The 12,348-nt window shown below is 38.3% G+C and carries 12 protein-coding genes; 9 read left to right on the top strand and 3 right to left on the bottom strand.

The features are described 5' to 3' along the window. The first annotated feature begins 470 nt into the window (after nt 1-470). The 5 genes from KH893_RS09290 to KH893_RS09270 all read left to right on the top strand — a co-directional run bounded on the left by KH893_RS09290 (nt 471) and on the right by KH893_RS09270 (nt 6,372). Nucleotides 471-1,649, top strand: coding sequence for an aminotransferase class I/II-fold pyridoxal phosphate-dependent enzyme (locus KH893_RS09290; protein ID WP_281165876.1), 1,179 nt, complete (start codon nt 471-473; stop codon nt 1,647-1,649). Nucleotides 1,650-1,662: 13 nt separating this feature from the next. Beyond that, nucleotides 1,663-2,652, top strand: a complete 990-nt coding sequence (locus KH893_RS09285; RefSeq protein ID WP_281165875.1) for a D-2-hydroxyacid dehydrogenase — start codon at nt 1,663-1,665, stop codon at nt 2,650-2,652. A 286-nt stretch (nt 2,653-2,938) separates the two neighbouring features. Continuing rightward, nucleotides 2,939-3,769: a pur operon repressor gene (gene purR / locus KH893_RS09280; RefSeq protein WP_281165874.1), complete on the top strand. Its 831-nt coding sequence runs from the start codon at nt 2,939-2,941 to the stop codon at nt 3,767-3,769. 135 nt (nt 3,770-3,904) lie between these two features. Further along, a complete protein-coding gene (glmU, locus tag KH893_RS09275) occupies nt 3,905-5,314 on the top strand; it encodes a bifunctional UDP-N-acetylglucosamine diphosphorylase/glucosamine-1-phosphate N-acetyltransferase GlmU (RefSeq protein WP_281165873.1) in 1,410 nt (469 codons plus the stop codon). 83 nt (nt 5,315-5,397) lie between these two features. Then, a complete protein-coding gene (locus KH893_RS09270) occupies nt 5,398-6,372 on the top strand; it encodes a ribose-phosphate diphosphokinase (RefSeq protein ID WP_281165872.1) in 975 nt (324 codons plus the stop codon). A gap of 89 nt (nt 6,373-6,461) precedes the next feature. Here the strand turns inward: KH893_RS09270 and KH893_RS09265 are convergent, their stop codons facing one another. Both KH893_RS09265 and KH893_RS09260 read right to left on the bottom strand, forming a co-directional pair. After that, on the bottom strand, nt 6,462-7,259 hold the full coding sequence (locus KH893_RS09265; RefSeq protein ID WP_281165894.1) for an aldo/keto reductase: 798 nt from the start codon (nt 7,257-7,259) through the stop codon (nt 6,462-6,464). Nucleotides 7,260-7,325: 66 nt separating this feature from the next. After that, nucleotides 7,326-7,547: a hypothetical protein gene (locus KH893_RS09260; RefSeq protein ID WP_281165871.1), complete on the bottom strand. Its 222-nt coding sequence runs from the start codon at nt 7,545-7,547 to the stop codon at nt 7,326-7,328. A 124-nt stretch (nt 7,548-7,671) separates the two neighbouring features. On the opposite strand from KH893_RS09260, the gene KH893_RS09255 reads away from it, so the two are divergent. Continuing rightward, a complete protein-coding gene (locus tag KH893_RS09255; RefSeq protein WP_281165870.1) occupies nt 7,672-8,352 on the top strand; it encodes a YczE/YyaS/YitT family protein in 681 nt (226 codons plus the stop codon). Between the two features lie 158 nt (nt 8,353-8,510). Beyond that, nucleotides 8,511-9,218: a glucosamine-6-phosphate deaminase gene (gene nagB, locus KH893_RS09250; RefSeq protein ID WP_281165869.1), complete on the top strand. Its 708-nt coding sequence runs from the start codon at nt 8,511-8,513 to the stop codon at nt 9,216-9,218. A gap of 118 nt (nt 9,219-9,336) precedes the next feature. Here nagB and KH893_RS09245 read toward each other — a convergent pair whose 3' ends face one another. After that, the gene (locus KH893_RS09245) at nt 9,337-10,302 is read right to left on the bottom strand and encodes a biotin--[acetyl-CoA-carboxylase] ligase (protein ID WP_281165868.1); all 966 of its coding nucleotides are present in this window, start codon (nt 10,300-10,302) and stop codon (nt 9,337-9,339) included. A gap of 166 nt (nt 10,303-10,468) precedes the next feature. On the opposite strand from KH893_RS09245, the gene KH893_RS09240 reads away from it, so the two are divergent. Both KH893_RS09240 and KH893_RS09235 read left to right on the top strand, forming a co-directional pair. Continuing rightward, nucleotides 10,469-11,575 (top strand): YibE/F family protein, encoded by a 1,107-nt coding sequence (locus KH893_RS09240; RefSeq protein WP_281165867.1) that lies wholly within the window; start codon nt 10,469-10,471, stop codon nt 11,573-11,575. After that, nucleotides 11,572-12,336 carry a YibE/F family protein gene (locus KH893_RS09235; RefSeq protein ID WP_281165866.1) on the top strand — a complete coding sequence of 255 codons (765 nt, stop codon included), beginning with the start codon at nt 11,572-11,574 and terminating at the stop codon, nt 12,334-12,336. Before KH893_RS09240 ends, KH893_RS09235 begins: the two co-directional genes overlap by 4 nt. The last annotated feature ends 12 nt before the right edge of the window (nt 12,337-12,348 follow it).

Raw genomic sequence — 12,348 nt, 5'->3', positions numbered from 1 at the left:
ATTAGACTATAACACCTTTATGCAAATAAAACAATAAATATTACAAAAATAAGCAATAAAAACTATTTTTTGGAATATTTATACAATAAATAATGGATATTCAATGTTGAATGATTAAACTAACAGCGACTTTTTACTCGACTTGACAAATTGATGTTTATCGGTTAAATTAAATTTATTCAATTCTAAGGAGCTTTTAATTATGTCAATTAAGGTCATGCCGGTCAAATTGAATAAATTTTATTACTTTTGGTTTTTTCAGGGGTGTTTGTAGTCTAAGTTTAGGGTGCAAACACGGTAGGAGTGTTGCACCTGTGAGGAAGTCAGAAGCTGTTTGTTTTGAAAACAACAAGGCCGCACAGATGTTAAAAAAATCTGCAGGCTTTGCTTGATACCTAATTGGAATTTGAACTAAGCCTGAAGATCATGCTTCAGGCTTTTTATTTTGACCCAAAAAGGAGAGGATATAAATGGGCAACCTACTAGTTAGTCATATGAAAAGAGAGCTGTCTTTGTTGCAACCGTCAGATATTCGCGAATTTGATGCATATGCTTCAAAAATTCCGGGGATTATTAAATTTACAATGGGTGAACCGGATTTTAATACTCCAAAACATATCAAACAAGCGGCTATCCAAAGCATTGAGCAAAATCAAACTCATTACGCTCCATCTAATGGTACTTTGGGGCTGCGCCAAGCAGCAGCTAAGTTTTTAGCGACCAAGTACCAGCAAAATTACGACCCGGCTAATGAAGTGATCATTACAAATGGAGCAACGGAGGCAATTTATACCGCACTGACGTCGATTCTAAATCCAGGCGATAAAGTTATTATTCCAACGCCAATTTTTCCGCTCTATATCGCAATAACAATTTTAAACCAAGCAGAACCGATCCTAGTCGATACCAGTCAAACTGGTTTTAAACTGACACCCGAAAGACTTCAAGCCGAGTTAGCCAAAAATGGAGCGGCGGTCAAGGCTGTCGTCTTGAATTATCCGTGCAATCCGACCGGGGTAACTTATAGTCAGACGGAGTTGGATCAACTAGCAGCAGTCTTAAAAGATAAATCAATTTTTGTCATTTGTGATGAAATCTACAGTGAACTGAATTATGATCAGCCCCATGCTTCAATGGTCAAACCACTTCGTGAACAAACAATTTTGTTAAATGGCGTTTCAAAATCACATGCCATGACGGGCTGGCGGATTGGTGTACTTTGTGCACCAAAAGAAATTACTGCTGAACTAGCGAAAGTTCATCAATTTACAATTACTACAACAGCTACAATGGTACAAGCAGCTGCTGAAGAGGCTTTTAAAAATGGCTTGAATGATAGTCTGCCGATGAAAGCTGAGTATCAAAAACGACGTAACTATTTGTATGATAAAATGACAGCCCTTGGTTTTGAATGTGTAAAACCTCAGGGAGCATTTTACTTATTTGCTAAAATTCCAACTGGCTTGATTCAAGATGATAAGAAGTTTATTTATGATCTGGCAGCAAAAGCACATGTTGCAGTTATCAGTGGAAGCAGTTTTGGACCAGGTGGTGCTGGTTATCTTCGGATCAGTTATGCAGCTAGTTTGGAAAATATCCAGGAAGCAATGAGAAGATTGGACAAATATGTTACAGAACAAAGAAATTAGGAGTGAAACAAGCATGAAAATTTTAATGTACAGTGTCAGAGATGATGAACAAGCAGCAATTAATGAGTGGCAGAAACGTCATCCAAAGGTGCAAGTGGATACCAATTCAGTTCCGTTGCATTTAAAAACAGCTAAGCTAGTTAATGGCTATGATGGCTTGGTTGTCCAACAGCGTGGTAAGATTGAAAAAGAAGTTTATCCACTATTGAAGGCCGCTGGTTTAAAACAAATTACTTCGCGAACAGCCGGGTTTGATGTAATTGACCTTCAAACAGCTAAAAAAAATGGTTTAGTTGTTACTAATGTTCCGGCTTATTCGCCACGGTCAGTTGCTGAATTAGCTTTGGCTCATACTATGCGATTGATTCGCAAGCTGGAATTGTTTGATCGGCGAGCTGCTCGGCAAGATTTTCGGTGGGCTGGTTTGCAAGCTAAGGAAATCCATTCTTTAACAATTGGCATCATTGGTGCTGGTCGAATCGGTGGAACAACTGCTCAGCTATTTCATGCATTAGGAGCTAAAGTAATTGCCTATGATCTAAAGCCACGTCCAGAATTGAAGAACATTTTGACCTATACTTCAAAAGAAGAATTGCTAAAACAAGCAGATGTTGTTTGTTTACATGTTGATTTAAATCCAACTAGTGTTAATTTGATGGATGAGACAGCCTTTTCCTTGATGAAATCAACCGCTTATTTGGTCAATGAATGTCGTGGGCCAGTGGTTGATACATCAGCTTTGATTACCGCCTTAAAAGAACAACGTTTAGCTGGAGCAGCTTTAGATACATTGACGGGTGAAGAAAATTTCTTTAATTTTAATTTGGAAAACCAGCCGCTTCCCAGTGAAGATTTGATTGAACTAAGAAAAATGGAGAATGTAATTTTGACGCCGCATGTTGGGTTCTTTACCAATATTGCAGTTCAAAACATGGTTGACATCAGTCTTGACGATGTTTTAACAATTTTAGCCGGTAAACAAAGTTCGCATCAAGTAAATTAAGAATATTGAAATTACTTGATTAAATGTTTAAAGGCTAAAATTAGACGTGTGTGAATGTCAAGTTAGACTTTTGAGAGAGTGGTTGAGGCCACTCTTTTTTTAATGCCAGGATTCCGAATGTTTAGTTATTAGCGGTAATATTAGTAGAAAATTAAATTTCAATAAAATTAAAAGAATAAAAAGCGAACGTTAGCCATCTTTGAACATGCAAAAAAGCAAAAAGGAGCGTATAATAACTTTTGAATTAGTTTTTTATCAGATTTAAGTTAAAAGTGGAGGAGTTAATTTGAAGACAAGAAGAAGCGATCGGCTGATTGATATGACCAGATATTTGTTGGAGCGTCCGCATACTTTGATATCGTTGACTTTTTTTGCAGAGCGTTATGAATCTGCTAAGTCGTCGATCAGCGAAGATTTGGCAATCATCAAACGAACATTTAAATATCGGGGAATCGGTATTTTAGAAACCATCCCAGGAGCTGCAGGAGGAGCGAGATTTACCCCTTCGATTGATGAACAGGAAGCACGTGATTTTATTTATCAAATGACTGAACGGCTTTCTGAACGTGATCGCTTATTACCCGGCGGATATGTTTACTTGTCTGATCTTTTAGGGCGGCCGGATGTTTTACGTCAGGTTGGCCGGGTGATTGCTCGTCAATATCTTGATAAACAAATTGATGCGGTGATGACTGTTGCCACTAAAGGTGTGCCAATTGCTCAAAGTGTCTCAACTTATTTAAATGTGCCGTTTGTTATTTTGCGCCGTGATTCAAAAATTACTGAGGGTTCAACTGTTTCAGTAAATTATGTTTCCGGCTCCAGTGAACGAATCGAAAAAATGGAACTATCCAAGCGAAGTTTGAAACGTGGCTCACACGTCTTAGTAGTTGATGATTTTATGAAGGGTGGCGGAACTGTTAACGGCATGAAAAGTATGATCGAAGAGTTTGAATCCGAATTGGTCGGCATCACGGTTTTTGCTGAAGCAGCTTTTGAGGGGCACCGGATGGTCGATGACTATACTTCTTTGTTGAAAGTCGATCAGGTGAATACGCTCGACAAAACGATTCATGTTAGTCCAGGTAACTATTTGGAAAAGGTTTTTGGAAAATAAGAATAGCACTGACCGTGTTTTTAACGGTGTGCTGTTTTTTTGTGCTTAGTTGACTTGCCATCCTTGCAGTCAATGACGGTCTAATGTATCATGATTGAGTAAGTTTAGTAATTAATTTTAGAGGAGATTTTAAAGATGACTGCATATGCAATTATTTTGGCAGCAGGTCAAGGAACGAGGATGAAATCAAAATTATATAAAGTCCTCCATCAAGTTTGCGGAAAATCAATGGTTGAACATGTTTTAAGCCAGGTCAAAGAGCTTGAACCTGATCAAATCGTGACGATCGTTGGTCACGGATCAGAAAAAGTCAAAGAAACTTTGGCCGGGCAGACTGAATTTGCTTTGCAAAAGGAACAATTAGGAACGGGTCATGCAGTTTTGCAGGCGGAAAAGATTTTGGGGCAAAAGCAGGGATTGACCATCGTCGTTTGTGGCGACACACCCTTATTTAAAGCAGCAACTTTCAAGCAATTAATGGCTTATCATCAAAAGAAGCGGGCAGTAGCAACAATTTTAACGGCAGCAGCTCCTGATCCGACGGGGTATGGCCGGATTATTCGCGATCAAACCGGTGACGTTGCTAAGATTGTTGAACAAAAGGATGCAACGACTCAGGAAGCAGCTGTTCATGAAATCAATACCGGGGTTTATTGTTTTGATAACCGGGCCTTATTTCAAGCGTTGCACCAGATCACCAATCAAAATGCTCAGCATGAATATTATCTGACTGATGTGATTGAAATTTTCAACCGGAGTAAGCAGACAGTTGCTGCTTATAAAATGGCAGATTTTAATGAATCAATGGGGGTTAATGATCGGGTTGCTTTAGCTCAAGCAACTGCCTTGATGCGTCAGCGAATCAATCGACGTTTGATGGAAAATGGTGTGACATTGATTGATCCGCAAACCACTTATATTGATGCTGATGTTCAAGTTGGAGCAGACACGGTGATCGAACCCGGTGTTGTTTTGCGTGGACAGACAGTCATTGGTCGTGACTGTTTAATTGGTGCACATTCCCAAATCAGCGACAGTCTTTTAGCGGATCATGTGACGGTAACAGCTTCATATTTAGAAAAAGCGCAAATGGATTACGGCAGTGATATCGGACCGTACAGTCATTTGCGGCCGCAGGCTAAAATTGGGCCAGCGGTTCACATTGGCAATTTCGTTGAAGTCAAAAAGGCTCAAATCGGTAAAGGAACCAAGGTTGGCCATTTAACTTATGTCGGTGATGCTACTTTAGGTCAGCACATTAATGTTGGCTGTGGCTGTGTTTTTGTCAACTATGATGGAGTCGGCAAACATCATACCAATGTTGGCGATTATTCTTTCATCGGCAGTGCCTCAAATATGATCGCACCGCTGGAGATTGCAGATCATGCCTATGTTGCAGCCGGGTCGACGGTGACTGATGACGTGGCAGCGCATGATATGGCGATTGCTCGCGGCCGGCAGGTTAATAAGAAGGGCTATTACGATCGTTATCCGGTTGCTCAGGCAGCCAAGAAAGCTGCTGAAAGTGAAAAGAGTAAAAAATAAGTAGCTCTAATTAATGATTGCGCTTGATTTTTAAAATTTTTTTGCATAAGATTATTAAAGAATAAAGATTTATGGAGGATAACATGTCTGGACAAATTGCTGATCCTAAGCTAAAAATATTTGCTTTAAATTCTAACAAGCCGTTGGCAGAAAGAATTGCTGCTGCAGTAGGGGTACCTTTAGGAAAAACATCAGTTGATCGTTTTAGCGATGGTGAAATTCGTATCAATATCGAAGAAAGCATCCGTGGCGATGATGTTTTTCTCATTCAATCAACTTCAGCTCCGGTCAATGATAATCTAATGGAATTATTAATCATGATTGATGCTTTACGACGTGCAAGTGCTGAGAAGATCAATGTGGTGATTCCATACTATGGTTATGCACGTCAGGATCGTAAAGTTCGGCCACGTGAGCCAATCACGGCTAAACTAGTTGCTGATATGATCGTTAAGGCTGGAGCTGATCGCGTAGTGGCACTAGATTTGCATGCAGCACAGATTCAAGGATTTTTTGATATTCCGGTCGATCATTTAATGGGTGCGCCATTATTAGCAGATTATTTCTTAAATCAAGGATTGGAAAAAGATGCAGTTGTTGTTTCTCCTGATCACGGCGGTGTTACGCGAGCTAGAAAACTAGCAGAATTTTTAAAGGCACCAATTGCAATCATTGATAAGCGTCGCCCTAAAGCCAATGTGGCTGAAATTATGAATATTATTGGTTCAGTTGATCATAAGCGTTGTATTTTGATTGATGATATGATCGATACGGCTGGTACAATTACTTTAGCCGCACAAGCCTTGAAAGATGCTGGTGCGACCGAGGTTTATGCCTGTGCAACTCATCCAGTCTTATCAGGGCCAGCTATTGAACGCATCGAAAATTCACCGATCAAAAAATTGATTGTAACTGATTCGATTCAGTTGCCTGAAGATAAGAAGATCGATAAGTTATTGCAGGTTTCTGTTGGTGATTTGATTGGCGATGCGATTAAGCGGATCTACGAAAATAAAGCAGTCAGCCCGCTCTTTAAAAATCGCTTCCATAAGGATTGATTTTGAACAATAACGACAATAAGCAATAAAATGACCCTCAGAAGCTTAGTTGTAAAACTGACTTTTGAGGGTCCTTAATTTAAAAATTTTTAGAATTCTTGATAAATCGCTGGATCTTGATTTTTGGTGCGACCATTGGCTTGATCTAAATTGGTAATTTGTGTAACTTCTTCAGGTGATAAATCAAAATCAAAAACAGCTAAATTTTCTTTTTGACGGCCAGTTGAACTGGATTTAGGGATTATTCCGATTCCTAGTTGAAGTTCCCAACGTAAAATAATTTGGGGGACCGTTTTGTGATGCTTTTGGGCAATTTTTTTAATCACGGGTTCTTGCAAAACAGCGTTGGCCCTGCCTAACGGACTCCAGGCCTGTGTAACAATCTGATGTTCTTGATCAAATTTTCTTTGTTCAGGCTGTGACCAGTAGGGATGGAGCTCTACTTGATTGACCACGGGCAAAACGCCAGTGGCTTTTTTTAATCTTAATAAATGTTCTGGCAAAAAATTAGAAACTCCAATTGATCTTACCAAACCAAAGCGCTGCGCGTCGATCAGCGCCTGCCATGCTTCCAAATACAAATCTTCTTTCGGATTCGGCCAGTGGATTAAATATAAATCAAAGTAATCTAACTGCATCCGAAAAAGCGACTCTTGAATCGTTGTAATAGCCTCTTGATAACGGTGATGCCGCCCCGGAAGCTTAGAAGTTACAAAAATTTCTTCACGGGGAACAAAACTGCGAGCAATTGCTTGACCAACGGTACCCTCATTTTCATAATTAACGGCGGCATCTAAAAGTCGATAACCATTTTGCAAGGCTTGTACAATGACATTTGCCCCGGAAGTTCCATTTAATTTATAGGTTCCAAAACCGACAGTTGGCATTTCATTACCATCAGCTAGTTTAAAAGCTTTATTTATTAACAAATTATCCTCCTACTTTCAGTGAAATTAAATTCGTTTGATCAGTTGAAATTTTTGACCAAATTGACTATGATTTTCGAGAGAAGCAGTATCAAAAACATAATACATTTTATTGTTGCTTTTATCTTTAACTAACAAAAGTTCATGATCGTTTTTTTGATGATAGATTTGCGCTACAACATAGGCATTGTGATAGTCATAGCTGCTAGCAATTGCTTGACCGGGATTGAATAAAATATCTTCACTCATTTTGATCTCCTCCTCATAAAATTTGAATCATATTCCAAGCTAATTGTATCATGATTCAGTTTCAGTCAAAATTATTTAGAATCAAAGGCAACAAATTTTTAGATAACAAAGATTGGAGATTTAGATGCAGAATTCACCTACTGGTTACATAATTCATAACAAATCAGGGTTGACCATTTTCTATTTTTTTATTTCGATTATTTTGAATAGCCTTGGTAATGCCTTAACTGTTACATTAAATTTAGGCAGTGCTTTGTGGACGGCCGCCGCCGTCAACTTGGCCCATGCAACACCGCTTTCTTTAACATGGTTGTTGCTGTTAGAAGGTTTTTTTGCGATTGGTTTAAATATCTTATTTTTGCAACAGTTTGACGGGCGGCGAATTTTAGGAAATTTGATTTTCATGTTCTGCTTTGCCTATTTAGTTGGCGTGCTTTCCAAACTGTTTTCACAGATCCCACTGGTGAATTTGAATTTAGGAGTACGGATCATACTGGATTGTTTCGGAATAGTCCTAATTGCGATTGCGATTTCTATTTATCAGCGGGTTAATGTCATCTTGCATCCTTGTGATGATTTGATGCAAGTTATCAGATTTAAATTCTGTCATGGTAATTCAACACAAGCACAATTGCTATCATTTTCGTTTCCGGCAGTAGCAATTTTGCTGGCTTTTGCAATAACAAAACAGTTATATGCAATCAATATCGGTACGGTTTTTTCATTGCTTTTTCAAGGATATTTAGTTGGCCAGGCTGATAAGCATATTTTTTCCAGTTTGAAACATCAAAATCTTAAACTATAGATTAAAAACAATTAAAAACACTTATAAATACTTTTAATTGTTTACAAACGCTTACTTCTAATTTATAATTAAATTGTTCAACCAACGAGCATCCTAAATTGCTTTTTGGTATAGTCCATCGTATAATGGGTATATACCAATATAGGAGGCTAGGTGCCTTGAAAATTATTACCGTTAAAGATAGTCAGCAAGGTGGCAAAGCAGCATTTAAAATTTTTGCAACAGCACTGAAAAATGGTGCTCAGGTTTTTGGACTGGCAACTGGAAGTACACCATTAACAACTTATCAAGAACTAGTTAGCAGCAATTTAGACTTTACTCGAGCGATTTCAATCAATTTGGATGAATATATTGGCTTAAAAGCTGATGATCCGCGTAGTTATCATGCGTACATGCAAAAAAATTTGTTTAACTTGAAAAAGTTTAAGCAATCATTTTTGCCGCAAGGTGATGCTACTGATGAGCAGGTTGAAGTTGAACGTTACAATCAAGTTTTGGCAGCTCATCCGATTGATTTACAATTACTAGGAATTGGTCAAAACGGGCATATCGGCTTTAATGAACCTGGTTCGAGTTTTGGAGAAAAAACTCGTAAGGTTGCGTTAACGGCTTCAACTATTGAGGCCAATTCAAGATTCTTTGAAAATGAGGCTGAAGTACCACGTTTTGCTTATTCAATGGGCATTGGTTCAATTTTGCAAGCTAAGCAAATCTTGCTAGAAGCATATGGCTCAAATAAAGCAGCAGCAGTTGCTAAAATGATTCAAGGGCCAGTCACTGTTGCTTGTCCGGCCAGTGCTCTGCAAAAGCATCCGAATGTCACCGTGATTATTGATCAAGCGGCAGCAGCTGAATTAAAAAACTGATTGGAAAATAAAAAATATGGGCTAAAAGCCAGTAACTTGTGTTCGAACATTCAATAGGAACAATACATTCTCCCTTCCTAAGTTCGTGGCATAAGTATACTGCCTCTTGGTCCATATTTTATTTTAAGCGGATTTTAGTAACTTCACCGGAAGAGATGTGTTGACCGTTGCTCAAGACTAAGCATCCCTGTTGATCAATATCGCTGACTAAACCGACCATTTTTTGCTGTCCTTGCTGGATTGTAACTTCTTTACCTAATAAATAACAGCGTTGCCGGTAAGCTGGCAAAAAATCCCCAGTTTGGTAAGTTTGATATATTTGGAAAAATTGATTCAAAACGGCAGCAATAAAATGATTACGAGTCACTTGAGCTGCTAAGGCAAACTTTCTGAGCGAACCAGCTCGAGATTTAATTTCTGGTGGCAACTGGTCAAGGCGTGTTAAGTAATTGATGCCGATCCCAATAATGACTTGGTCGATTGAACGGGTTTCAATATTAGTAATCGCCTCGGTCAAGATGCCAACAATTTTTTTTTGGTCAAGCAGCACATCGTTGACCCATTTAATTTGCGGTTGAGCTAGTAGTTTTTTTTCAATTGCTAAACTGACTGCTAAAGCTGTGGCTGTTGTCAATAAGCCGGGATTTAGTCGTTGACTTGGATTTGGCAGCAGTAAGGACAAGTAAATGTTGCCACTAGGGGAACTGTAATTGCGCCCATAACGGCCATAGCCAGCTGTTTGCTGATCACTTAAGATCACTAACGGATGCAAATGCTTTTGAAGACTTAGTTGCTTAGCTCGCGTATTAGTCGAGTCAATCGTTTGATGAATTTCAAAATCAAGTTGCTGACTGAGTTCAACAGTTAAGTCTTTTTTAATGACATATTGGTTTAATTTGCCATTGTCATGATAAATATAGCCTAAACGGTGCTGACTTTCGATTTGGTAGCCATTAGCTTGTAGCTTTTGGATGATTTTCCAGACAGCCGCTCGGCTAATTTTTAAACTTTGGGCAATCTTTTCGCCAGACAGCGGCTGATCAGTATTTGAAAGCATTTTGAGAATCTCATTACTGTATTCCATAATATCTTCCCCAATCGCTGATTGATCATCAGCTAACAAAATTAATTATCTTAAATTATACCAAAGATTTGTTTTTATTTGCTTAAGAAATGAAAAGTAAACTTTATTAATGCGGTTGAAGAGTGGTATTTTAAAAATAATTAGACAGAAAGACAGGTAGAAAGTTTTGGATAAGATAAAAAAGTTTTTATTTCCCATCTGCTTGTTTATTGGTGGTGGCTTATTAATTTTTTTCTTGGCTCGAAACGATGCTTTCTTATATCAGCAACCGATTGTTCGAATCATTAAAGTTGAAAATAGTCAGCCACAAAAAACAACTGATGAATATGGCAACCACGATCAGCAAGTTAATCAAAAATTAACGGGAAAAACTTTGAACGGAAAATATCGTGGTCAAATTTTTCATTTCAAAAACACTTTTACCAAATCTCACGGAGAGGATCAACAATTTACTGCAGGTCAAGACGTGTTCGTTAATTACTATCGTCAGCACAAGAAAAGTAAGCCAACAGTTACAATCATTAACTACAAACGTGATGTTTATTTGTTTCTACTAGTCTGGTTACTATTGGCAGCTTTATTTTTAGTAATGAAATTAACCGGAATCAAAGCAATTATCAGTGTGGCGATCAATTTTGTTTTATTCTTAATCTTAGTTCAACTTGATATTACTTGGAACATTACCAACTTTTTTTGGATTTTTGCCGCCGGGGCAGTTTTGTTTACGGCAATTTCACTTTTGATCGTGATTGGCTTTAATCAGCAAAGCTTAGTAACCTTTATTGCAGTTTCAAGTGCGACCGCTTTGGCTTTAGGCTTATCGTATTTAGTAACGCAGCTAACGCACGATTCAGGGATGCACTATGAAGCATTAGATTTTGCAACGCAACAGCCAAAACAACTTTTTTTAGCATCGACTTTGATTGGCCTTTTAGGAACAGTCATGGATGCATCAACTGATATTGTTTCGACTTTGTTTGAGTTGAAGCAAAGTCAGCCCAAAATTGCTTTTAAGCAGTTATTCTTATCTGGCAGACAAGTTGGTCGCTCGATCATGGGACCGTTGATCAATGTTTTGCTACTGATTTTCTTTACGGAAACATTTGCTTTGGCAACCTTATATTTTCGAACTGGCAATTCAATTGGCTATACCTTTGAATGGACGATGTCATTAGGGTTTGTCCAAGCAATTATTAGTGGGATCGGAATTACTTTAACGATTCCAATGGCTAGCTTGTTAGCAGCCTGGCGATTGGAGTGGATGAATAAATGACGACTTTAAAAGCACTGTTATTGATTTTAGCAATTTTAGTGATTTTAGTTGGTGGTAAAAATGGCTTTAAAGCAATTATCAGTTTTGGATTAAATTTTTGTTTGCTGTTTTTAAGTGTTATTTTGATTGCCGGGGGGTTTTCGCCCATTGTGGTTTCAGTTTTAAGCGGCTGTTGTATTTTAGCAATTACAATTTACCTGAGTGACTGCCAGGAAACGGTGGCGAATATAGCCTTTTTTGCGACTGTCATTGTTTTAGCACTGATGGTAGTGATGATTATTCCTTTTGATCATTTGGTCCAAATAGAAGGCTTCAGTAGCGAAGATTCTGAGGAAGTGGAGGCTTTTAACTTGGCGATCGGCATTAATTTTGAAAGCTTGTTGATTGCTACAACAATTTTAAGTACGTTAGGCGCTATTGCTGAAGCAGCGATTGCCATTACTAGTGGTATGCAAGAAATTATTGAGCAAACGCCAGCCATTTCTAGCCAGAATTTACGTAAAAGCGGTCGGACAATTGGCTTTCAGATCATGGGAATGACGTTTAATACCTTATTTTTTGGAATGTTCGGTGGTAATTTGGCTTTATTTATTTTATTAGATAAATTACATTCAACTTTTGGTTATTATTTGAATTCTAAAATCTTTGTTGGTGAGACTTTTATGGTCTTATATTCAGCCATTGCTGTCATTGGGGTAATCGGAGTTGCCATTGAACTAATGGTCAAGAAAGTTGACAATCGGCAAGTAAAACAAGATTAGTGCAAGCCAGCG

The organism is Liquorilactobacillus sicerae (assembly GCF_029916425.1).
Taxonomy (GTDB): Bacteria; Bacillota; Bacilli; order Lactobacillales; family Lactobacillaceae; genus Liquorilactobacillus; species Liquorilactobacillus sicerae.
The sequence above is the reverse complement of the archived record's forward strand: the minus strand, read 5'-3'. Positions and strand labels throughout refer to the sequence as shown.

Bases quoted from the DNA above. Each gene is read 5' to 3' on its own strand.
- KH893_RS09255 (WP_281165870.1), top strand. From the start codon at position 7,672: ATGCAGAATTCACCTACTGGTTACATAATTCATAACAAATCAGGGTTG.
- KH893_RS09285 (WP_281165875.1), top strand. From the start codon at position 1,663: ATGAAAATTTTAATGTACAGTGTCAGAGATGATGAACAAGCAGCAATT.
- KH893_RS09260 (WP_281165871.1), bottom strand. From the start codon at position 7,547: ATGAGTGAAGATATTTTATTCAATCCCGGTCAAGCAATTGCTAGCAGC.
- KH893_RS09265 (WP_281165894.1), bottom strand. From the start codon at position 7,259: ATGCCAACTGTCGGTTTTGGAACCTATAAATTAAATGGAACTTCCGGG.
- KH893_RS09235 (WP_281165866.1), top strand. From the start codon at position 11,572: ATGACGACTTTAAAAGCACTGTTATTGATTTTAGCAATTTTAGTGATT.
- KH893_RS09290 (WP_281165876.1), top strand. From the start codon at position 471: ATGGGCAACCTACTAGTTAGTCATATGAAAAGAGAGCTGTCTTTGTTG.
- KH893_RS09270 (WP_281165872.1), top strand. From the start codon at position 5,398: ATGTCTGGACAAATTGCTGATCCTAAGCTAAAAATATTTGCTTTAAAT.
- glmU (WP_281165873.1), top strand. From the start codon at position 3,905: ATGACTGCATATGCAATTATTTTGGCAGCAGGTCAAGGAACGAGGATG.
- KH893_RS09245 (WP_281165868.1), bottom strand. From the start codon at position 10,302: ATGGAATACAGTAATGAGATTCTCAAAATGCTTTCAAATACTGATCAG.